The organism is Microbacterium sp. gxy059 (assembly GCF_050958665.1).
Lineage (GTDB): Bacteria > Actinomycetota > Actinomycetes > Actinomycetales > Microbacteriaceae > Microbacterium.
Genome location: NZ_JAMXWT010000002.1, coordinates 87,395 through 107,848, shown reverse-complemented (window position 1 = coordinate 107,848; position 20,454 = coordinate 87,395). Strand labels below are relative to the sequence as shown.

Genomic DNA, 20,454 nt, shown 5'->3' with positions numbered 1-20,454 from the left:
CCGCCTCAGGCGAGCGTGATCAGGTCGATGTAGTCCTTGTTCCAGATGTCCTCGACGCCGTCGGGCAGCAGCAGGACGCGCTCGGGACTGAGCGCCTCCACCGCGCCCTCGTCGTGCGAGACGAGCACGACGGCGCCCTCGTAGTGCGCGAGCGCGCCGAGGATCTCGTCGCGCGACGCCGGGTCGAGGTTGTTCGTCGGCTCGTCGAGCAGGAGGACGTTCGCACTCGAGACGACGAGGGTCGCCAGCGACAGGCGCGTCTTCTCGCCGCCCGAGAGCACGCGAGCCGGCTTGTGCACGTCGTCGCCCGTGAACAGGAAGGAGCCGAGCACCTTCCGCGCCTCCGTCTCGGTGAGGTCGGGCGCGGCCGAGACCATGTTCTGCAGCACGCTGCGGTCGACGTCGAGGTTCTCGTGCTCCTGGGCGTAGTAGCCGATCTTGAGGCCGTGCCCCGGCTGCACCTCCCCAGTGTCGGACGCGTCGACGCCCGCGAGGATCCGCAGCAGCGTCGTCTTCCCGGCACCGTTGAGCCCCAGCACGACGACCTTCGACCCGCGGTCGATCGCGAGGTCGACCCCGGCGAAGATCTCGAGCGCCCCGTACGACTTCGACAGCCCCGACGCCATGAGGGGCGTGCGCCCGCACGGGGAGGGCTTCGGGAAGCGGATCGCGGCGACGCGATCCTCCTGGCGCACGTCGTCGAGGCCCGCGAGCAGCTTCGCCGCCCGCGCCTGCATCTGGTGCGCGGCCGCGGCCTTCGTCGCCTTCGCGCCGAACTTCGCCGCCTGCTGCTGCAGCGCGCTCGCCTTCTTCTCCGCGTTGGCGCGCTCCTTCTTCCGGCGCTCCTCGTCGGCGACGCGCTGGCGCTGGTAGTGCTTCCAGCCCATGTTGTAGATGTCGATGACCTGGCGGTTGGCGTCGAGATAGAACACGCGGTTCACCGTCTCGCCCACGAGGTCGACGTCGTGGCTGATGACGATGAGCCCGCCGCGATAGGTCTTGAGGAACTCGCGCAGCCAGACGACGCTGTCGGCGTCGAGGTGGTTGGTGGGCTCGTCGAGGATCATCGTGTCGGCGTCGCTGAAGAGGATGCGCGCGAGCTCGATGCGCCGGCGCTGGCCGCCGGAGAGGGTCTTCAGGGGCTGGTCGAGGATCCGGTCCGGCAGGGAGAGGTTGTGGGCGATCGACGCGGCCTCCGCCTCGGCCGCGTACCCGCCGAGGGTCTCGAAGCGCTCCGTGAGGCGGGCGAAGCGGCGCATCGCCTTCTCGGCGACGCCCGCGTCGTCGGATCCCATCTCCTCGGTCGCCCGCGCGATGTCGGCGGTGAGGTCGCCCAGGCCCCTGGCGTTGAGGATGCGCGTGCGCGCGAGCTCCTCCGGGTCGCCGGAGCGGGGGTCCTGCGGGAGGTAGCCGAGCTCTCCCGAGAGCGTCACGGTGCCGTCCGACGGCTGCAGGTCGCCCGCGAGCACCTTGGTGAGGGTCGTCTTGCCGGCGCCGTTGCGCCCCACGAGACCCACCTTGTCGCCGCCGGCGACGCGGAAGCCCACGCCGCTCATGAGCAGGCGGGCGCCCACGCGGATCTCGAGATCACTGACGGCAAGCACGGGTGACACCTGTCTCTGTCGGGAGCGGAGGGAAGCGGCCGAATGGCCAGCCTCCTACCTTATCCCCTCGCATCTGCGACGGGACTGGGCGGGGTTCCGGCCTCGCGCGGATCAGCTCGCGATGTCGGCGGCGATTGCCTCAACTGCCGTGAGTTCGGACATGCACTTCACGCTCTGAGTTCTTCATATTCGTGAGGTGCGCTGGGCTCCCACCGCCCGCGTGGATTCACGAAGAAAGTTCACGATTCGTGAAAGAACCGGCGCATTGTTGAGGTTGAAGCGCCCCGGGTGTGATGGAGGCTCTCAAACCAGTGAAGGATGAGAGTCATGGCAGCACCACGGAAGTACAGCGAGGAGCTCAAACAGCGCGCGACACCTGTTCGTCAGCCTGCTCACCGCAGGCCGCCTCAGCTTGCCCGGACACCAGTTCCCCTGGCACACAGCCGGGATCTCCGCCCAAGCCCTCCGCAACGACCGCATCATCCAAGAGATCCAAGCCACCGGCGGCGACACCCGCCGCATCGCCGACCTCTTCGGCATCGGCGTCGACGCAGCCGCCCGCTACCTCCGCGTCCTCGACCCGGGGACGGGCGCCAACGAGGACGGGTGACTTCAGCCATCTGAGGTCTTCGATCAGATTGTCTGCCGCCCCGCTGGCCATTCACGAAGCGGATAGCTGAGGTCGGAGAACGTCGATGCGCCGGGCAATCTCGTCAAAGGCAGCGTCGTAGGCAGCGTCGGTGCCGACCCGGCCGGGGTTGGAAATCGACCAATGCAGAGCTTCGGGGCGGTGGAGTTCTTCGTGGGCGCGGTCGCACACTGTGATGACAAGGTCGTCCTTGCCGATTGCTCCGTCGATGTCGCGAGGGACGGGCGGGTCGAACCGGAGTCCGCGGCGTGCGGCGACCGCAACCGCTTTTGGTGACGTCGCCGCAGCAGGGTGCGTACCCGCTGATGTTGCCGGTATGGAGCTGCCTTGTTCCCAGAGCGCGGCGGCCAGTGGGGAGCGGGCGGAGTTTCCCGTGCAGACGAACACGATCCGCTGGGCGGAGAGGATGGGAGTGAGCGGGAACCCGTCGAGCCCCGAAGGACGAAAGTGGAGGTAGCTGCGGCGCCGGTCACCTTCGGAGCGGGTGCGGGCGATCAATCCCGCCCGCTCCAGGACCCCCAGGTGATGGGCGAGCAGGTTCGAGGTCATGCCCAACTCGATCTGCAGCTCGCTCGGCGATCGGTCGGCAACGGTGAGGAGATCGACGATCCGCAGCCGTGCCGGGTCGGCGAGGGCGGCGTGCCTCGCCGCCCGATCCTCAAGGGAAATTTGCTCAGTGTTCATTGCCTCAAGGTTGACTGAGGCAATGGTTGCCGTCAAGACTGGTCGTGATGAACACGCACCCAACTCTCGTCTCTGCCGCCGCCCGTCGTCCGGGTGGGGTGGCCGAGGTCTTCTGGGTGTTCTTGCGATTGGGGGTGACGTCGTTCGGTGGGCCGGTGGCGCATCTGGGGTACTTCCGGGAGGCGTTCGTGGAGCGGCGCCGGTGGTTGACGGATCGGGCGTATGCGGATCTGGTCGCGCTGTGTCAGTTTCTGCCCGGCCCGGCGTCGAGCCAGGTGGGCATGGCGATTGGTCTGCAGCGGGCGGGGATGCTCGGACTGCTCGCGGCGTGGACGGGGTTCACTCTGCCGTCGGCGGTCCTGCTGGTCGGTTTCGCCTACGGTGCAGCGTCTCTCGGCGACGCGATCGGATCAGGGTGGCTGGTCGGGTTGAAGGCAGCTGCGGTCGCGGTGGTCGCCCACGCGGTCCTCGGGATGGCGAAGACCCTCACTCCGGACGCGCGGCGAGCGACGATCGCGGTCGGTGCGCTAATCGTGGTGCTGCTCGTTCCGGGGGTGCTCGCACAGATCGCCGCGATCATCGCCGCCGGAATCGCCGGATGGGCATGGCTACGTCCCTCCAGCGCGCCGGCAGAGGACGCGGACGCGTTCCCGGCCAGGGTGCCGCGGGTCATATCGATCGTAAGCCTCGTCCTGTTCGCGGTGCTGCTGGCGGCGCTTCCCACTCTGGCTGCGGTGACCGGGAACGGGGCGGTGGGTCTGGTGGACGTGTTCTACCGGGCCGGGTCTCTCGTGTTCGGCGGCGGGCACGTCGTCCTGCCGCTGCTGGAAGCGGAGACGGTGCAGACCGGACTGGTCGGTCATGACGCGTTCCTCGCCGGGTACGGGGCCGCGCAGGCCGTCCCGGGGCCGCTGTTCACTTTCGCGGCCTACCTCGGCGCCGTCACCACGATCGGTCCGACCGGGATCGCCGGCGCAGCGATCGCGCTGGTCGCGATCTTCCTCCCTTCCGCGCTGCTGATCGTCGGAGCGCTGCCGTTCTGGGAGCGACTGCGCCACGTCCGTCACGCGCAGCGCGCCCTGGCCGGTGTGAATGCCGGGGTCGTCGGTATCCTCGCCGCCGCCCTTTACACGCCCGTGTTCACCCAGGGCATCACGGGAGGCGGAACCCTCGCCCTAGCTGCAGCCGCGTTCGTCGCGCTGACGATGTGGAAGACCCCGGCTTGGGCCGTCGTCATCGCCGCCGCCCTCATCGGATGGATCACCCTATGACCCCCGCACCCCTCTGGCGACGTGCCGCCGCCGAGTTCCTCGGCACCGGGCTCCTCGTGACTGTCGTGGTCGGCTCCGGCATCGCCGCCCAGCGCCTCTCCCCGGGCGATGTCGGCCTGGAGTTGCTGGAGAACTCGATCGCGACCTCGCTCGGGCTCGCGGTGCTCATCCTGATCTTCCAGCCCGTGTCCGGAGCCCACCTCAATCCGGTCGTCACCCTCGCCGACCGCACCCTCGGCACCCGCCTGCCCGCCTGCCCGCCGCGACGGTAGCTGTCTACGTGATCGCGCAGGTGGTCGGTGGGATCGGCGGCGCGATCCTCGCGAACGCCATGTTCGAGACCCCGACCACCATCTCCACGACCGAGCGCACCTCTGCGGGGCAGCTACTCGGTGAGATCGTGGCAACCGCTGGGCTGATCCCGCTGATCTTCGCCCTCGCGCGCACCGGCCGTGCCACCCTGGTCGGGCCGGCGGTCGGGGCGTACATCGGGGCCGCGTACTGGTTCACGTCCTCGACCTCCTTCGCCAACCCCGCCGTCACCATCGGCCGGATCTTCACCGACACCTTCGCCGGCATCGCCCCGGCATCCGCGTGGCCGTTCCTGGCCGCGCAGTTCGTCGGCGCCGCGCTCGGCGTCGGGCTCGTCCTGCTCCTGTTCCCGCTTCCCCGAAAGGCACACCCTTGACTCACCTCGCCATCATCGGCGGCTCCGACGCCGGAATCTCCGCCGCGCTGCGCGCCCGCGAACTCGACCCCACGACCGACGTGACCGTCGTCGTCGCGGACGAGTACCCGAACTTCTCCATCTGCGGCATCCCCTACTACTTCACCGGCGAGGTCGCCCCGTGGCAGTCGCTCGCGCACCTCACGAGCGCGGACCTCGAAGCCACCGGCATGACCCTGCGCCTGAACACCTACGCGACCGGGATCGACGTCGCCGGGCAGCGCCTCGAAGTCCGCAGCTCCGACGGATCGAGCGAGCACATCGCCTATGACGAGCTCATCGTCGGCACCGGAGCCCTCCCGTCCCACGCCGGCATCACCGGCCTCGATCAGTTCGGCCCCGCGGATGGCGTGCACGTCATCCACTCGATGGGCGACACGTTCGCCCTGGACCGTGATCTGACCGAGCGGCAGCCTGCCTCGGCGATCATCGTCGGCGCGGGGTACGTCGGCCTGGAGATGGCCGAAGCCTTCACCGCTCGCGGCATGCAGGTCACCCAGATCCAGCGCGGCTCCGAAGTCCTCTCCACCCTCGACCCCGAACTCGGCGCCCTCGTCCACGCGGACCTCGACGCCCACGGCGTCGAGGTCATCACGAGCACGATTATCACCGGGATCGAGAAGACCCCGGCCGGGCTCACCGTCACCGGCACCCACGCAGGCGAGCCGTTCCAACAGGCGGCCGACCTGGTACTCGTCGTCGTTGGCGTCCGGCCCAACACCGAGCTTCTCGAGCGTGCCGGTGCGTCGCTCGGCGCGGGCCGCGCGGTCGTCGTGGACCAGCGGATGCGCACCGGCCTGCCGCACGTCTGGGCCGCCGGCGACGGCATCATCACCCACCACCGGCTCCTCGGCCTCACCTACCTGCCGCTCGGCACAACCTCGCACAAGCAGGGCCGCATCGCCGGGGAGAACGCCCTCGGCGGCGACCGCGCCTTCCAGGGGTCGGTCGGCACGCAGGTCGTAAAGGTCTTCGACCTCGTTGCCGCCCGCACCGGACTGCGTCACCATGAAGCCGAGTCTGCTGGCTACGTCCCGTCGACGGTCGCGGCGGCCGCGGACGACCACAAGCGGTACTACCCAGGCGCCCACCCCATCCAGTTCCGCATCACCGGCGACACGACGACTGGGCGGCTCCTCGGCGCGCAGCTCGTCGGACGCCGCGGCACCGAGGTCGCCAAACGCGTCGACACCTACGCCACCGCCCTCTGGGCCGGCATGAGCGTCGAGCAGATCACCGAACTCGACCTGTCCTACACCCCACCGCTCGGCTCCCCGTGGGACGCCGTACAGATCGCAACCCAGACATGGGACGCGCAACACCGCCTCGCTGCCCCCCCAGCCTGACCAGCGGGAACTCACGGGTCCAGGTACGCTGGAACCACACTTGGGCCCGTGAGTTCCCGCCGTTTCAGGATTCACGAATCGTGAACTTACGGGGTTCGGCGCGCATCGCCTCCACGGCGTAGATCTCGTCCTGCTCCGTGCCGTGGTCGCTGAGCTTGACGATCACGGTGTCGGTCGCAGGATCCACCCAGATGTACTGGCCGTACACGCCCAGCGCGAGGAAGTCCTCCCCGGCCCCCGGAGCGCGCCACCACTGCGCGGAGTATCCCCAGCCGCCCTCCATCTCGAGGCCGGTCGGCGTCGAGATGCGCTCGATCCACGCCTCCGGCACGATCTGCGCGTCGCCCGCGCGGCCGCCGTCCGCGACGAGCTGACCGATGCGCGCGAAGTCGCGCGCCGTCGCGTTCAGGCCGCAGAAGCCCTTCTCGGGGCCGTCCGGGCTGTCGAGGTTACAGAGTGCGTCCGATTCGGCACCCATCGGGGCCCACAGGTCCTCTCCCGCGATCTGGGCGAGCGGACGGCCGTCCACCCGCTCGAGGATGATGCCGAGCATCTGCGTGTCGACGCTGCGGTAGTCCGACCGGCTGCCCGGCGCGAACGACACCTCGCGGTGGTGCGCGACGCAGCCGGGCAGGTCGGTGCTGAGCAGCAGGCGCGCGGTTCCCGTGAACGGCCACCAGGGGTTGCAGTTCTCCGACACGTCGATGCCGGAGGCCATGTCGAGCAGGTGCGCGACCGTGATGTCGTCGTACGCGCCGCCCGTGCGGAGCTCGGGGAGGATGTCGACCATCCTGTCGTCCTCGGCGAGGTCGCCGCGCTCGCTCGCCTGCCCGACGAGGAGGGACACGACCGACTTCGCGACCGACCACGACGACAGCCGCGTCTCGTCGTCGACGCCGTCGACGTACCACTCGTCGACGATCCTGCCCTCGTGCAGGACGACGAGGGCGCGCGATTTCGTCTCGTCCAGCATCTCCCGGGTGGAGATCCGCTCGCCCTTCCACGGCACCGTCGTGGCCAGCACATCGCCCGGGGCGCGCTCGAGCTCCGCGGCGTCCGGGCCCGCGGCGACGGTGCGGGTCGGGAAGACCTCGCCCTGCGCGGAGGGAGCCGTGGCCAGCAGGCGGACGAGCGCGTGCGGCGGCGGGACGTCGATGAGGGCGGTCGCCGCGTAGGCCGCGCCGGTCAGCGCGACAAGCGCGGCGAGCGTCCCTCCGGTCCAGGCCGCCCACCGGCGTCCGCCGCTACGCGTGGCCATCGTTCCGGTCCTCTCGCTGCGTCTCGGTGACGACGCTGCTCACCGCTGTCCAGAGCGCGGCGAGCAGCGCCTCGAGCACGTCGTCGTCGGAGACGGAGGCCAGCCCGCCGACGTGCGTCGCGACCGCGGGATGCGTCGTCGGCGACACCGCCGAGTACACCCCGCTCCACGCCTGCGCGTCGCCGCGGCGCAGCTCGGGAGGCAGCAGATCCTGGCTCGCTCGCAGGCCCGCATATCCGAGCATGGCGTCGGCGATCATGCGCTGCTGGACGGCGATCCGGTCGGCGGGGACGCCGACCTCGGCCAGGGCGCGCAGCGTGAACTCGACGACGGCGAGCTCGCCGGCCCCCCGCGTGGTCCGCCCGGCGACGAGGGCGCCGATGCTCGGGTGCGCCGAGAAGGTCCGCACAAGAGCCCGGGCGAGGGCGTTCATGCGCTCCCGCGGGAGCAGCCCGCCAGGCACCGCGTCGAGCGACATCCTCAGCAGGCGGTCGCCCACCGCGCGCAGGAGCTCGTCCTGATCGGCGAAGTGACGCCAGATGGCGGAGCGGTCGACGCCGAGCTCGTCGCCGAGGGCGCGACCGGAGATGCCCGATGCGCCGGGGCGCGCGGTGAGCGCGATCGCGGCATCGACGATCGCGTCGGGTGACAGAGTTCTGCGCGGCATGTCATCAGTGATGACATCACCGATGACTTCTGCGCAATCGCGCCTCCGGGCGCGGAGGCGGGCGCTCGCGCACGAGGTCCGATCGCCCGCGTGCCGTGCCCGCGGAAGCGCCGCGCCGCGCCCCGCGGCGCGCGGGCGACGGACGGGATCCCGTCAGGCGAAGTAGAGGTGCGCGTGCAGCCGGCAGCCGTCGTTGAACGCTCCCCCGCAGCGCGCGCAGGCCGACGTCTCCCGATAGCGTCCGATCGCCGTGGTGCCGCCGCAGCGTCCGCACAGCAGCGCCTCCTCGGAGACGGCGTCCGCCGGCCAGACCTCCGCGGGATGGTCCGCGGCCTCCTCGTGGCAGGCATGACAGGGGAACCAGGCGCGGCAGCAGGGGAAGAGGATCGCCAGCACGTCGTCGGGGCCGTGCCAGTGGGCGCACCGCGTCTCGTCGTCGAGGATGGCCCCGCCGACGAGACGCTCGCCGACTCGGCGCGGAGCCCCCGCGCTCACGCGATCCCCCGCGCGGTCAGCGCGTCGGCCATGTCGTCCGCGTGCCGCAGCGACATCACGAGCAGCGTCACGATAGAGCGCGCGCCGAGGCGCACCCCCCGGGCGCGCTGGGCTTCGCGGATCCGCGCGGCGAACCCCTGGATGACGGGCAGCACGGCGATCGCGAGCTGCACCGTGAACGCGATACGCCAGGGGTCGACGCCGAGGCGGCGGAGCGGCCCCAGGACGCGCTGCAGCACCTCGACCGTCTCGGATGCCGGCGTCGTGAAGGTCACCAGGGCCGCGAACAACACGATCGAGACGACGCGCGCCGTGTTCGCGACGGCGGGCTCCCACCCGAGGAAGATCGTCTGCGTCGCCCCGAGGACGAGGACGATCCACTTCGTCGCCCACAGCTGGCGCAGCCAGAGGCCCGCGCCGAGCCCGCCCGCGACGAACAGCGCGAAGACGAGGACGAACGCGCTCCCCGCGATCCAGAGCGTGCGCGGCAGCAGCGATGCGGCCAGCGCGAACGCCACGAGGCCGGCGAGCTTGACGCCCGCCGGGAGCCGGTGGACGAGGCTGTCGCCCGGGCGGTAGAGCGCGATCACGCGAACTCCATCGCGTACCGCTCGATGACGCCCTCCGGCTCCCCCGCCTCGACGAGCCGGCCGTCGGCGAAGCGCAGCGCGACGTCGCAGCGGGCCGCGAGCTCGAGATCGTGCGTGACGATCACGACCTGCTCGGCGACGGCCTCCCCCTCCTCGCCGAGGAGCAGGCGGCCCATGCGGCGCGCGTTGCCGAGATCGAGGAGGGTCGTCGGCTCGTCCGCGACGAGCACGCGCGGCTCGCGCACGAGGACGGCCGCGAGGGCGAGGAGCTGCTTCTGGCCGCCCGAGAGGCTGTATGCCGGCTGGTCGCCCCGCTCTGCGAGGCCGAAGCGGGCGAGCGCCTGACGCGCCCGCTCCGCGATCTCGCCCTTCTGCACCCCCGCGGCCCGCAGCGACAGGGCGAGGTCCTCCTCCGGCGTCGGCATGAGGATCTGCGCGTCGGGGTTCGAGAACAGGAAGCCGACGGTCTCGCGCGCCTTCTTCGGCTCGGCCGACGGATCGATGCCCCGCACCTCCACGCGCCCCTCGGTCGCGGCGACGAGCCCGTTGAGCGTGCGGGCGAAGGTCGACTTGCCCGATCCGTTCGCCCCGATCACCGCGATGCGCGGCTGCTCCAGCGCGATCGTCACGTCGCTCAGGATGCGCGCGCCGTCGATCGCGACGCCGAGGCCCTCCGCCCGGATCACGCGGCCTGCGGCGCCGGCGCCGTGCGTCCTCGACGCGCCGAGGCGGGGAACGCGGGCGGGTAGGCGCGGAACAGCACGAGGGTCAGGACCGTCGCGAGCACGACCTTGATGAGGTCGCCGGGGAGGAAGGCCAGAGACTGCAGCGCGGAGAGGCCGAGGGGCTGACCCGCGACGATCGACTGCACGGGCAGGCCGAACGCGTAGATCACGGGGATGCCGCCGATCGCGGCGCCGAGCCCCACGCGCCACCAGGTGAGGGGCCCCGAGTGGGCGATGGCGCCCGCGACGGCGGCGCCGAAGAGCCACCCGATGAGGTAGCCGCCCGTCACGCCGAAGAACGAGCCGAGCCCTCCCCCGCCGCCCGAGAGCACGGGGAGGCCGATCGCGGCGAGCACGAGGAGCACGCCGACCGCCGCCGCGCCGCGCTTCCAGCCGAGGATGGTGCCGGCGAGCATGACGCCGAGGGTCTGCGCGGTGATCGGCACGAGACCGGGCACGGGGATGGGCCCCATGAGGCCCAGCACGGCGATGAGCGCGGCGAACACCGCCACCCGGGCGAGGTCGCGCGCTTCCCAGCGATCGGTCTTCGTGGCCATGGCTTCTCCTCCTGAACGGTGTTCATTGAACGTCGTTCAGTATAGTCAGAGGATGACCGGTCGCCCGACGCACGACCTCGACGGCATCGTCGACGCCGCGATCGCCCTGCTCGACGCCTACGGGCTGCCCGACCTCTCGATGCGCCGCCTCGCGAGCGAGCTGGGGGTGCGCGCCAGCGCGCTGTACTGGCACGTCGAGAACAAGCAGTCCCTCCTCGCCGCCGTCGCCGACCGCATCGTCGGGCAGGCCGCGCCCTCCGAGGGCGTCCGCGCCACGGCCCACGCGCTCCGCGACGCCCTCCTCGCCCACCGCGACGGCGCAGAGGTCGTCGTCAGCACCGCCGCGCTCTCGCTCGGATCCGGCGCGGCGCATCGGCGGCTCGCCGACGCCTTCGCCGCGGAGGGCGCCGGGGATCCCGACCGAGGCGCCCGGATCCTCGTGCCGTTCGTGCTGGGGCACGCGTCGATCGTGCAGCAGCGGATGCAGGCCGCGCAGATCGGCGCCTACGACGCCGACCCCGCGACCGTCGCGGCCGAGACCCGAGCCGACTTCTCCGACGGGCTCGACGCCCTGCTCGCGGGCCTCGCGCCGCACCCCGCCTGATCCGCGCCCGCGGCGCCGCGGCGTCGCGAGAGAATGGACGCATGCGCCTGTGGTCCGTTCATCCCCGCTATCTCGACGGAAGCGGCCTGACGGCCTGCTGGCGCGAGGCGCTGCTCGCCCAGGCCGTCCTCTCGGGCCGGACCCGCGGCTACGCGTCGCACCCGCAGCTGACGCGCTTCCGCACCCTCGACGACCCGATCGGCGGCGTCGGTTCCTACCTCTGCGGCGTCGCGGACGAGGCGGACGCCCGCGGGTACCGGTTCGACCGCGCGCGGATCTCCCGCCCGGGATCCCTCGACGCGCGCCTCCCCGTGGCCGACGGCCAGCTCCGGTACGAGTGGGGCCACCTCCTCGCGAAGCTCGCGGCGCGCAGCCCCGAGCTCCGCGCGCGCTGGGGCGACGTGGACCTCCCCGATCCCCACCCGCTGTTCACGTGCGTCGCGGGAGGGATCGCCCCCTGGGAGCGCCCGCGCTGACCTCAGCGCCCTCCGACCGATCCGCCGCCGAAGCCCCCGCCCGCGGATCCGCCGCCTCCGCCGACCCCTCCTCCGCCTCCGCTGTCGCTCGACCCCGAGGACGAGACGGAGAGGGAGCTGCTGTGCAGGGTGCCGAGGTTCGCCGCGAAGACCGCCGTGTCCGGCGTCCACGACGTCTCGTGCCCCGCCTGCCGATGCCAGTCGGTGAGGGCCCGGGCCCAGGCCTCGTCGATCCCGGACAGCGCGGCGTAGGGCAGCAGCGCGTCGTTCGCCGCGAGCGCGGCCTCCTCGTCGCCTCCCGCCTCCTCGCGCAGCGTCTCCTGCCGCTCGCGGGATCCGCGCAGCATGAACCTCTCGAGCCCCCGCAGCTCCTCCGCGTCGTCCGCCGCCCGCCCGATCGGCTGGAGCACGGGCATCGTCAGGAACAGCGCCCCGCCGATGAGCGCCGCGAAGCCGAGCAGGATCGCGAGCGCGAACCACCCGAGCAGGTCGTCGGAGACGTGGCGCCACGTCAGCACGGTCAGGACGCTCCCCGCGAGCATGACCGACAGGGCGACCGCGGGCACGACCTGGGCGCGCTTCCGGCGCGCCAGGTCGCCGCTCTCCTTCGCCGACTGATGGGCGTCGCCAGCGAACTCGCCCCAGCGCCGCGCGAGCTCGCGCGCGCCCGGGTGGAGACGAACGACCGCGTCTCCCCTGCCCACGCGCAGCACGTCGAGGACGAAGGCGCGCTGCTCCTCGTCGAGACCCGTCAGATCACCCGTGCCGCGCAGATCGATGTCTCTGTCGCCCCGCGGCTCGATCCGCAGCGCCCCGTGCACGGCGGCGGACAGGACGCTGGCCGCGAAGGAGCGGGCGTCCGGTCGCTTCCCCCCGCTGCGCAGGATCCCCGCCCGCACGGGCGGGATGGTCGTCGAGGTGCGGATCGGCACCGGGCCCGCCGGCGCGTGCGTGCGGCGGAACCGCACGCGGTACACCGTCGCCCACGTCGACGCCCCGAGGCCGACGAGCAGGAGGAGGAACGACGCCGCCTGCAGGGGCGACAGGGCGTTCAGCGCCGTGCCGGAGCGGATCGGGCTCTCGTCGAAGCGCAGCTCGAGCGTCAGCGCGTCGGTCCCGATGTCCATCGGACCGACAGAGAACGTCGTCTCCTCCCCCGTGTCGGTGCGCGCCACGTCGCATCCCGAGGTGTCGCTCGATCCCGAGGCGCCGAGATAGCAGGCGATGTCGAGCCCGTCGAGGCCCTCGTGATCCGCCCACTCGGGGATCTCGCGCACGCCCTCCGCGAGGACCGCGGGGATCGTCACCTCGGCGGAGAAGCGATCGATCCGCTGCCCGCGGTTCTCCGGAACGAGGTTCGGGGAGTACCAGGTGCTGTACTCCTCCTCGCGCAGCGTGTTGACGAGGGCGTACGACACGACGTAGGTCGTCTCCCCGTGCACGTAGTCGTCGTCGCCCAGCGCCAGCTGCACGTACGGGGATCCCTGCTCCTGCGAGCGCTCGAAGAACACCGCCTCGCCGTTCTCGTCCACGACGGAGATGTCCTCGATGCGCATGGTCTGATGCCCCATCTGCACGGGGATCGCGCGCACGATGCCGCGGTTCTGATCCTGCTCGGGGAAGTCGGCGACGATCGTCTCCACGAACTCGGAGCGCACCATCTCGCCTCCCACGAGGCCCCGCTCGATGCTCGTGCGGATCTCGGTGTGCCAGCTCGAGAACGAGAAGCCCTCCGTGTCGGCGCGCGCGGCGGGTGGCGCGGACACGAGGAGCGCGAGGACCGCCAGCGCGGTCGCCGCGACGGCGAGGCGCAGGGAGCGGGGGCGTTCGGAGCGGATCGCGGTGCGCATGCCCCCAGTCTGGCGGACCGCGCCGTCGCCGGCGACCTCAGCCGCGGAGCTCTGCGGCGTGACCGAGCCGCATGCCGGGGGCGAGCGCCGCGAGGGCGATGAGGACCGCGATGCCGAACACGACGGGGAACGAGAAGGCGACGGGGACCGCGACGAAGGCGAATCCCATGATCGCCATGGTCGACGACGTGCCGACCGCGTCGCTGATCTGCAGGGCCGACGAGTTGAAGCCCTGGTTCTGCCGCGTCGAGTAGGCGAGCGACAGCACCGTGAGGCGCGGGTACAGCAGTCCGATGCCGCCGGACGCGACGCCCCAGAGCACGATGGGGACCGCCGCAGGCGGATCGACGACCGACGAGACCGCGAGACCCGCGGTCGCCGCGGCGAGGAGCCCCGCGCCGGTCCCCGCGATCCGCCTGTTGCCGATCCGATCGCCCCAGCGGCCGGTGATCTCGGCGGCTCCCGCCCAGGTGAGAGCGCCGACCGTGAGGCCGATGCCCGCCCAGGTCGGCGAGAACCCGTAGTGGTCCTGCAGCAGGTAGGGAACGTAGATCTCCGCGCCGAAGCAGGCGCCCGCGATCAGACCGCGCATGAGGATCACGCTGGGAAGACCGCGCCCGGCGCGGAAGGCGCCCGCGGGCAGGAGCGGCCGCATCGCGACGAGCACCACGGCGAAGGCGACCACGGCGATCGCAGCGCCGCGCAGGAGGCTGTCCCCCGCCAGGGGTCCGCCCTCGCCCGACAGCCCCAGCGCGAGGGCGCCCGCCGCCACGACGACGGCGAGCAGGAGGCGCCGGGCGACGGGATCGGAGGAGGGCTCCTCGGTCGCGAGGTCGAGCTTCCGCAGCTGCACCGCGAGGAGCGCGAACGCCGCGACAGCGAAGAGCGCCACGCCGCCGAAGACCCAGCGCCAGTGGAGGAACTCCGCGACGGCTCCCGCGCCCGCCGGCCCGACGAGCGAGGGGACGACCCACGCGGCCGAGAACACCGCCATCACGCGCCCGTGGAGGTTCGCCGGATAGACCCGCGCCACGATCACGTACAGCGAGACGACGAGTCCGCCCGACCCGAGCCCCATCACGAGGCGCCCCGCGAGGAGCAGCCCCATCGTGGGGGCGAGAGAGGCGATCACGAGGCCGGAGATGAAGGCGAGCACGGCGATCCAGATGGGCGCCGCCGGCCCCCTCCTGTCCGCCCAGGCGCCCGCCGCGACCATGCCGATCACGGACGTCGCGAACGTCCCGGAGAACGCGACCGCGTAGAGCGCGTGCCCGTCCAGGTCGTCGGCGACGGACGGCATCACGGTCGTGACCGCGAGCGACTGCAGCGCGGCGAGGAAGATGAGCGACACCGCGCCGATCGTCGTCCCCGCGTACCGGGCGCTCCAGATGCTGCCGCCGTCGACCGGCGGGACGATGGGAAGCGGTCCGGAGAAGCTCGCGGGATCGCCGTGGCTCATCGCCGCGACGCGCCGCGGACGGCGTCGCCGATGCGGCGGACGGCCTCCGTGAGGATCTCCGGACCCGTCCCGTAGTTGATCCGCACGTGCCCCGCCCCCGACGGCCCGAACGAGGGGCCGGGGTTCAGCGCGACGCGGGCGTCCTCGAGGATCCGCCTCGCGGGGTCGTCGCCCCACCCGAGCGCCCGCGCGTCCACCCAGGCGAGGAAGCCCGCGTCTCCGGGGGCGTAGACCGCGCCGGGGACGTGCTCGGCGAGGAGATCGGCGAGCAGCCGCTGGTTCTCGTCGAGACGGGCGAGGAGCGCGTCGAGCCAGGGCTCGCCCTCCTCGAACGCCGCGATGCCGGCGTGCAGGCCGAACAGACCCGTGCGCCACTCGACCTCCATCGGGATCGCCCGGACGAGAGCCGCCTTCTGCGGGTCCGCGGTGACCAGGTGGGCGCACTTCAGGCCCGCGAGGTTGAACGCCTTGCTGGCGCTGAGAACCGACACGCCCACGCGGCGGGCCTCGTCGCTCACGTCGAGGAACGGGGTGACCGTGCGCCCGGGGAGGCCGAGCGGCGCGTGGATCTCGTCGCTGATGATCGTCGCGCCGTGGCGCTCCGCGATCCGCGCCAGCTCCGCGAGCGACGCGCGGGAGTGCGCGGTGCCTGTCGGGTTGTGCGGGTTGCACAGCAGCATCGCGACCGCCCCGTCGGCGAACGCCTGCTCGATCCCCTCGAGGTCGAGCTCCCAGGATCCGTCGTTCTCGACGAGCGGCACGTCGACGGGCACCGTGCCCGCCTCGTCGTGGACCATGAAGAACGGCGGGTACACGGGCGAGGTGACGACGACCTTCTCCCCCGGCGACGCGGCGGCGCGCACGAGCTCCGCGACGCCCATCATGACGTCGCAGGTGGTGCGGACCTGGCCGGGGTCCACGGCCCATCCCCAGCGGCGCTCGGCGAAGCCGGCGAACGCCTCGGGGTAGCGGGTCCGCGGGGGGACGTATCCCGTGTCCCCGACGCGGAGAGCGGTCAGGAGCGTGCGCTCGATCGGCTCGGCCAGGGGGAAGTCGGTCTCCGCGACGAACAGCGGCAGCACGTCGTGCGGGTGGGTGGCCCACTTGGTGCTGGTGCGCTGGCGGAGCGTCTCGATCGGAAGAGCGGCGAGCGGGGCGGCGGCGTTGGTCACGATCCGAGCCTAATCCTCGGCGAACCGCGCGGCGCCGCCTCCGTCACGCGCCGTCGCACGCACGACGACGCGCCCCGCCGATCCGGAGATCGACGGGGCGCGTCGGGAGCGATCAGATGGCGAAGCCGAGGGCCCGCATCTGGTCGCGCCCGTCGTCCGTGATGCGCTCGGGGCCCCACGGCGGCATCCACACCCAGTTGATGCGGAACCGCTCCACGACGCCGTCGAGCGACTGCGCGGTCTGCTCCTCCAGCACGTCGGTGAGGGGGCAGCCGGCGCTCGTGAGGGTCATGTGGATCACGAGCGCGTCGTTCTCGTCATCCCAGGCGAGGTCGTAGATGAGCCCCAGGTCGACCACGTTGACCCCGAGCTCGGGGTCCATGACGTCCTTGAGGGCCTCGATGACCTCGTCGTACTTCTCGGAGCTGAGCGATCCGGCCATGATCGACCTCAGCCCTCGAGGGGCGCGCCCTCGGGCAGGTAGGCCGCGTAGCCCTCGTTCTCGAGGCGCTCGGCGAGCTCCGGCCCGCCCTCCTCGACGACCTTGCCCGCGACCATCACGTGCACGAAGTCGGGCGTGATGTAGCGCAGGATGCGGGTGTAGTGCGTGATGAGCAGCACGCCGAGGCCCGTGTTCTCCTTGGCGCGGTTCACGCCCTCGGACACGATGCGCAGCGCGTCGACGTCGAGGCCGGAGTCGGTCTCGTCGAGGATCGCGAGCTGCGGCTTGAGGAGCTCGAGCTGGAGGATCTCGTGGCGCTTCTTCTCGCCGCCCGAGAAGCCCTCGTTCACGTTGCGCTGGGCGAACTTCGGGTCCATGCGCAGGGCGGCCATGCCGTCCTTGACATCCTTGGTCCAGGTGCGGACCGAGGGGGCCTCGCCGTCGATCGCCGTCTTCGCCGTGCGGAGGAAGTTGGTGACGGTGACGCCGGGGATCTCGACGGGGTACTGCATCGCGAGGAACAGGCCGGCGCGGGCCCGCTCGTCGACGGACATCTCGAGGACGTCCTCGCCGTCGAGCGTGATGGAGCCGCTCGTGACGGTGTACTTGGGGTGGCCAGCGATCGTCGACGCGAGCGTCGACTTGCCGGAGCCGTTGGGACCCATGATCGCGTGGGTCTCGCCGCTGCGGACCGTGAGGTCCACGCCGTTGAGGATGGGGGTGGTTCCCTCATCCGTCTCGACCGTGACGTGCAGGTCGCGGATCTCGAGGACAGCCATGTCAGTCTTCCTTCTTCAGGTGGGGATCGATGAGCACGTCGTCGCCGTCGATCTGGACGGCATAGACCGGGACGGGCTCGTAAGCGGGGAGGTTCAGGGGCTTGCCGGTGCGCAGCGAGAACGCCGAGCCGTGGGCCCAGCACTCGAGCGTGTCGCCCTCGACGAAGCCCTCGGACAGCGAGATGTCGCCGTGCGTGCAGGTGTCGCCGATGGCGTGCACCTCGTCGTTCGAATCACGCACGACGGCGATCGGCACGCCGTCGATGACCACGCGCAGGGGGCTGTCCTGCTCGAGGTCGCTGAGCGCGCAGGCGCGCGTCGCGGTCACGCCGACACTCCCTCGGCAATCTCGCGCTCGATGGCGGCGATGAGCCGCTCCTGTAGCTCGGGCACCTGGATCTTCTGCGGGATCTCGGCGAGGAAGCCGAGCACGACGAGACGACGCGCCTCGGTCTCGGAGATGCCGCGGGCCTGCAGGTAGAACAGCTGCTCGTCGTCGAAGCGACCGGTCGCCGACGCGTGGCCGGCTCCCTTGATGTCGCCCGTCTGGATCTCGAGGTTCGGGATCGAGTCTGCGCGCGCGCCGTTGGTGAGCACGAGGTTGCGGTTCGCCTCGTACGAATCGGTGCCGACGGCGTCCGGTCCGATGAGGACATCGCCGATCCAGACGCTGCGGGCGCTCTCGCCCTGCAGCGCGCCCTTGTACAGCACGTCGCCCGTGGTCTCCGCTCCCTTGTGGAAGAGGTACACCTGGCTCTCGAAGTGCTGGCCCGAGTCGCTGTACGACAGGCCGAACATCTCGCCGTTCGACCCCTGGCCGGACAGCTCGAGGTTCGGGTTCACGCGCACGACGCCGCCGCCGAAGGTCACGACGAAGTGGGTCAGCGACGCGTCGCGGTCGACGCGCGCCTGGTGCGCAGAGGCGTGGATCGCCTCGTCGTCCCACTGCTGCACGGAGATCACCGTGAGGTCGGATCCGTCGCGGGCGATGATCTCGACGTTCTGCGCGTACTGCGCGCTGCCGGTGTGCTGCAGCACGACCGTGCCCTTGGACATCGGCAGCGCCTCGATCACGATGTGCGCGTCGGCGCGTCGGTCCGCGCCCTGGCCCTCGATCCGCAGGACGACGGGCTCGTCGAGCTCGGCCTCCTTCGGCAGCTGGATGTGCAGCGCCTCGGTCGCGCCCTGCCAGGCGACGGCGGCCGTGACGTCCTCGGGGACGAAGAACTCGCCGCGCGGCGCCTGGCCGGCGGCCAGAGGCGCGGCGGCGAACCGCTCGCCCGAGGCGAACGAGTACGCCACCCCGTCGTTCGCCTCCGCGCGCTCGAACAGCGGCGCCAGGCGGTCGATCGGCGTGTGCTTCCAGTTGACCTCGCGCCCCGTGGGCGCGCCGAAGTCGGCGGGCTCGAACGAGCGGGGACGCTCCGAGCGGGTCTGGATCGGCACCACGGCGCCGTCCGAGAGCGCGCGGGCGGGGTCGACGTGTGCGGGCTTCTCCTGCGCCTCGACAGGCGCGTTCGTCGTCGTCATTCCTAGCCGACCGACCCTTCCATGCCCATCTCGATGAGCTTGTTCAGTTCCAGCGCGTACTCCATGGGCAGCTCGCGCGCGATCGGCTCGATGAAGCCGCGCACGATCATCGCCATCGCCTCGGTCTCCTCGAGGCCGCGGCTCATGAGGTAGAAGAGCTGCTCCTCGCTGACCTTCGACACGGTCGCCTCGTGGCCGAGCACGACGTCGTCGACGCGGATGTCGATGGCGGGGTACGTGTCCGAGCGCGATTGGGTGTCGACGAGCAGGGCGTCGCAGACGACGGAGTTGGCCGAGTGGTGAGCCTTCTCGTCGACGCGCACCTCTCCGCGGTATCCGGCGCGGCCTCCGCCGCGGGCGATCGACTTCGAGACGATCGACGACTGCGTGTAGGGCGCCATGTGGATCATCTTCGCGCCGGCGTCCTGGTGCTGGCCGGGGCCCGCGAACGCGACCGAGAGGGTCTCGCCCTTGGCGTGCTCGCCCATCAGGTAGATCGACGGGTACTTCATCGTCACCTTGGAGCCGATGTTGCCGTCGACCCACTCCATGGTCGCGCCCTCCTCCGCGATGGCGCGCTTCGTGACGAGGTTGTAGACGTTGGTCGACCAGTTCTGGATCGTCGTGTAGCGCACGCGGGCGTTCTTCTTGACGATGATCTCGACCACGGCCGAGTGCAGCGAGTCGCTCTGGTAGATCGGGGCGGTGCAGCCCTCGATGTAGTGCACGTAGCTGCCCTCGTCGGCGATGATGAGGGTGCGCTCGAACTGGCCCATGTTCTCCGTGTTGATGCGGAAGTAGGCCTGCAGCGGGATCTCGACGTGGACGCCCTTCGGCACGTAGACGAAGGAGCCGCCCGACCAGACCGCTGTGTTCAGCGCGGCGAACTTGTTGTCGCCGGCCGGGATGACCGTGCCGAAGTACTCCTCGAAGAACTCGGGGTGCTCGCGCAGGGCCGTGTCGGTGTCCATGAAGATGACGCCCTGCTTCTCCAGGTCCTCGCGGATCTGGTGGTACACGACCTCCGACTCGTACTGGGCGGCGACGCCCGCGACGAGGCGCTCGCGCTCGGCCTGAGGGATGCCGAGGCGCTCGTACGTGTTCTTGATGTCCTCAGGCAGGTCCTCCCACGACTGGGCCTGCTTCTCCGTCGACCGGACGAAGTACTTGATGTTGTCGAAGTCGATGTCGCTGAGGTCGGCGCCCCAGGTCGGCATGGGCTTCTTCTCGAAGAGGCCGAGCCCCTTCAGACGGGTCTTGAGCATCCATTCCGGCTCCGCCTTGAGGCGCGAGATGTCGCGGACGACGGCCTCGCTGAGACCGCGCTGCGCGCTGGCGCCGGCGACGTCGGAATCGTGCCAGCCGAACTCGTACACCCCCAGACCTTCGAGCTCGGGGCGATCGATCAGTACCTCAGACATGACGGCTCACACTCTCCTCGGGGGTCACGAGCAGTGTCATCTGCCCCGCCGCCTCGGAGCGGAGGCGGTGTTCTCGGACCCTGCTTTCGGGCGCAGGTTTCGCGCCTAGACTGTACGCGGATGCTCCGAGCCCTCGGCTCGCATCCTC

General features: G+C 71.3%; 21 protein-coding genes and 1 pseudogene. 6 read left to right on the top strand and 16 right to left on the bottom strand.

Features of this window, described 5'->3' with window-relative positions:
• Window positions 1-5: 5 nt before the first annotated feature.
• Window positions 6-1,604 carry an ABC-F family ATP-binding cassette domain-containing protein gene (locus NHL53_RS02015; RefSeq protein ID WP_433774640.1) on the bottom strand — a complete coding sequence of 533 codons (1,599 nt, stop codon included), beginning with the start codon at window positions 1,602-1,604 and terminating at the stop codon, window positions 6-8.
• A gap of 412 nt (window positions 1,605-2,016) precedes the next feature.
• Between NHL53_RS02015 and NHL53_RS02010 the strand changes: the two genes are divergently transcribed.
• The gene (locus NHL53_RS02010; RefSeq protein WP_433774638.1) at window positions 2,017-2,214 is read left to right on the top strand and encodes a hypothetical protein; all 198 of its coding nucleotides are present in this window, start codon (window positions 2,017-2,019) and stop codon (window positions 2,212-2,214) included.
• A 51-nt stretch (window positions 2,215-2,265) separates the two neighbouring features.
• On the opposite strand, the gene NHL53_RS02005 is transcribed toward NHL53_RS02010, so the two are convergent.
• Complete coding sequence (locus NHL53_RS02005) at window positions 2,266-2,937, bottom strand: helix-turn-helix domain-containing protein (RefSeq protein WP_433774636.1); 672 nt, start codon at window positions 2,935-2,937, stop codon at window positions 2,266-2,268.
• Window positions 2,938-2,984: 47 nt separating this feature from the next.
• Here NHL53_RS02005 and chrA point away from each other — a divergent pair, with 47 nt between their 5' ends.
• From chrA to NHL53_RS01990, 3 genes and pseudogenes are all read left to right on the top strand, one after another.
• Window positions 2,985-4,208: a chromate efflux transporter gene (chrA, locus tag NHL53_RS02000; protein WP_433774634.1), complete on the top strand. Its 1,224-nt coding sequence runs from the start codon at window positions 2,985-2,987 to the stop codon at window positions 4,206-4,208.
• Window positions 4,193-4,896: pseudogene (locus NHL53_RS01995) on the top strand (aquaporin). The gene chrA and the pseudogene NHL53_RS01995 overlap by 16 nt, the downstream one beginning before the upstream one ends.
• Window positions 4,893-6,281, top strand: coding sequence for an FAD-dependent oxidoreductase (locus NHL53_RS01990; RefSeq protein ID WP_433774632.1), 1,389 nt, complete (start codon window positions 4,893-4,895; stop codon window positions 6,279-6,281). The pseudogene NHL53_RS01995 and the gene NHL53_RS01990 overlap by 4 nt, the downstream one beginning before the upstream one ends.
• 64 nt (window positions 6,282-6,345) lie before the next feature.
• On the opposite strand, the gene NHL53_RS01985 is transcribed toward NHL53_RS01990, so the two are convergent.
• The 6 genes from NHL53_RS01985 to NHL53_RS01960 all read right to left on the bottom strand — a co-directional run bounded on the left by NHL53_RS01985 (window position 6,346) and on the right by NHL53_RS01960 (window position 10,573).
• Complete coding sequence (locus NHL53_RS01985; RefSeq protein ID WP_433774630.1) at window positions 6,346-7,539, bottom strand: serine hydrolase domain-containing protein; 1,194 nt, start codon at window positions 7,537-7,539, stop codon at window positions 6,346-6,348.
• Window positions 7,526-8,206, bottom strand: a complete 681-nt coding sequence (locus NHL53_RS01980) for a TetR/AcrR family transcriptional regulator (protein ID WP_433774628.1) — start codon at window positions 8,204-8,206, stop codon at window positions 7,526-7,528. Before NHL53_RS01980 ends, NHL53_RS01985 begins: the two co-directional genes overlap by 14 nt.
• Window positions 8,207-8,359: 153 nt before the next feature.
• On the bottom strand, window positions 8,360-8,701 hold the full coding sequence (locus NHL53_RS01975; protein ID WP_433774626.1) for a CHY zinc finger protein: 342 nt from the start codon (window positions 8,699-8,701) through the stop codon (window positions 8,360-8,362).
• Complete coding sequence (locus NHL53_RS01970) at window positions 8,698-9,291, bottom strand: energy-coupling factor transporter transmembrane component T family protein (RefSeq protein WP_433774624.1); 594 nt, start codon at window positions 9,289-9,291, stop codon at window positions 8,698-8,700. Before NHL53_RS01970 ends, NHL53_RS01975 begins: the two co-directional genes overlap by 4 nt.
• On the bottom strand, window positions 9,288-9,977 hold the full coding sequence (locus NHL53_RS01965) for an energy-coupling factor ABC transporter ATP-binding protein (protein WP_433774622.1): 690 nt from the start codon (window positions 9,975-9,977) through the stop codon (window positions 9,288-9,290). The genes NHL53_RS01970 and NHL53_RS01965 overlap by 4 nt, the downstream gene beginning before the upstream one ends.
• Complete coding sequence (locus tag NHL53_RS01960) at window positions 9,974-10,573, bottom strand: biotin transporter BioY (RefSeq protein WP_433774619.1); 600 nt, start codon at window positions 10,571-10,573, stop codon at window positions 9,974-9,976. Before NHL53_RS01960 ends, NHL53_RS01965 begins: the two co-directional genes overlap by 4 nt.
• A gap of 52 nt (window positions 10,574-10,625) precedes the next feature.
• Here NHL53_RS01960 and NHL53_RS01955 point away from each other — a divergent pair, with 52 nt between their 5' ends.
• Together NHL53_RS01955 and NHL53_RS01950 are read left to right on the top strand one after the other, a co-directional pair.
• Window positions 10,626-11,177, top strand: a complete 552-nt coding sequence (locus NHL53_RS01955) for a TetR family transcriptional regulator (protein WP_433774617.1) — start codon at window positions 10,626-10,628, stop codon at window positions 11,175-11,177.
• Between the two features lie 41 nt (window positions 11,178-11,218).
• Complete coding sequence (locus tag NHL53_RS01950) at window positions 11,219-11,653, top strand: pyrimidine dimer DNA glycosylase/endonuclease V (protein WP_433774615.1); 435 nt, start codon at window positions 11,219-11,221, stop codon at window positions 11,651-11,653.
• A gap of 2 nt (window positions 11,654-11,655) precedes the next feature.
• Here NHL53_RS01950 and NHL53_RS01945 read toward each other — a convergent pair whose 3' ends face one another.
• From NHL53_RS01945 to sufB, 8 genes are all read right to left on the bottom strand, one after another.
• A complete protein-coding gene (locus NHL53_RS01945) occupies window positions 11,656-13,503 on the bottom strand; it encodes a DUF2207 family protein (protein ID WP_433774613.1) in 1,848 nt (615 codons plus the stop codon).
• 37 nt (window positions 13,504-13,540) lie between these two features.
• Entirely contained in the window at window positions 13,541-14,962 is a 1,422-nt protein-coding gene (locus NHL53_RS01940; RefSeq protein WP_433774611.1) for an MFS transporter, read from the bottom strand.
• On the bottom strand, window positions 14,959-16,134 hold the full coding sequence (locus tag NHL53_RS01935) for a MalY/PatB family protein (RefSeq protein WP_433774609.1): 1,176 nt from the start codon (window positions 16,132-16,134) through the stop codon (window positions 14,959-14,961). Before NHL53_RS01935 ends, NHL53_RS01940 begins: the two co-directional genes overlap by 4 nt.
• Window positions 16,135-16,246: 112 nt before the next feature.
• The gene (locus NHL53_RS01930; protein WP_433774607.1) at window positions 16,247-16,576 is read right to left on the bottom strand and encodes a metal-sulfur cluster assembly factor; all 330 of its coding nucleotides are present in this window, start codon (window positions 16,574-16,576) and stop codon (window positions 16,247-16,249) included.
• Between the two features lie 8 nt (window positions 16,577-16,584).
• Entirely contained in the window at window positions 16,585-17,355 is a 771-nt protein-coding gene (sufC, locus tag NHL53_RS01925; protein WP_433774604.1) for a Fe-S cluster assembly ATPase SufC, read from the bottom strand.
• 1 nt (window position 17,356) lies between these two features.
• Complete coding sequence (locus NHL53_RS01920) at window positions 17,357-17,683, bottom strand: non-heme iron oxygenase ferredoxin subunit (protein ID WP_433774602.1); 327 nt, start codon at window positions 17,681-17,683, stop codon at window positions 17,357-17,359.
• Window positions 17,680-18,885, bottom strand: coding sequence for a Fe-S cluster assembly protein SufD (sufD, locus tag NHL53_RS01915; protein ID WP_433774600.1), 1,206 nt, complete (start codon window positions 18,883-18,885; stop codon window positions 17,680-17,682). Before sufD ends, NHL53_RS01920 begins: the two co-directional genes overlap by 4 nt.
• Window positions 18,886-18,887: 2 nt before the next feature.
• A complete protein-coding gene (gene sufB, locus NHL53_RS01910; protein ID WP_433774598.1) occupies window positions 18,888-20,306 on the bottom strand; it encodes a Fe-S cluster assembly protein SufB in 1,419 nt (472 codons plus the stop codon).
• Window positions 20,307-20,454 lie beyond the last annotated feature (148 nt).

What these genes read in the sequence shown, in the direction of transcription:
- NHL53_RS02005 (WP_433774636.1), bottom strand. Translation starts at nt 2,937, where the DNA reads ATGAACACTGAGCAAATTTCCCTTGAGGATCGGGCGGCGAGGCACGCC.
- chrA (WP_433774634.1), top strand. Translation starts at nt 2,985, where the DNA reads ATGAACACGCACCCAACTCTCGTCTCTGCCGCCGCCCGTCGTCCGGGT.
- NHL53_RS01985 (WP_433774630.1), bottom strand. Translation starts at nt 7,539, where the DNA reads ATGGCCACGCGTAGCGGCGGACGCCGGTGGGCGGCCTGGACCGGAGGG.
- NHL53_RS01980 (WP_433774628.1), bottom strand. Translation starts at nt 8,206, where the DNA reads ATGCCGCGCAGAACTCTGTCACCCGACGCGATCGTCGATGCCGCGATC.
- NHL53_RS01960 (WP_433774619.1), bottom strand. Translation starts at nt 10,573, where the DNA reads ATGGCCACGAAGACCGATCGCTGGGAAGCGCGCGACCTCGCCCGGGTG.
- NHL53_RS01955 (WP_433774617.1), top strand. Translation starts at nt 10,626, where the DNA reads ATGACCGGTCGCCCGACGCACGACCTCGACGGCATCGTCGACGCCGCG.
- NHL53_RS01950 (WP_433774615.1), top strand. Translation starts at nt 11,219, where the DNA reads ATGCGCCTGTGGTCCGTTCATCCCCGCTATCTCGACGGAAGCGGCCTG.
- NHL53_RS01945 (WP_433774613.1), bottom strand. Translation starts at nt 13,503, where the DNA reads ATGCGCACCGCGATCCGCTCCGAACGCCCCCGCTCCCTGCGCCTCGCC.
- NHL53_RS01940 (WP_433774611.1), bottom strand. Translation starts at nt 14,962, where the DNA reads ATGAGCCACGGCGATCCCGCGAGCTTCTCCGGACCGCTTCCCATCGTC.
- NHL53_RS01930 (WP_433774607.1), bottom strand. Translation starts at nt 16,576, where the DNA reads ATGGCCGGATCGCTCAGCTCCGAGAAGTACGACGAGGTCATCGAGGCC.
- sufC (WP_433774604.1), bottom strand. Translation starts at nt 17,355, where the DNA reads ATGGCTGTCCTCGAGATCCGCGACCTGCACGTCACGGTCGAGACGGAT.
- sufD (WP_433774600.1), bottom strand. Translation starts at nt 18,885, where the DNA reads ATGACGACGACGAACGCGCCTGTCGAGGCGCAGGAGAAGCCCGCACAC.
- sufB (WP_433774598.1), bottom strand. Translation starts at nt 20,306, where the DNA reads ATGTCTGAGGTACTGATCGATCGCCCCGAGCTCGAAGGTCTGGGGGTG.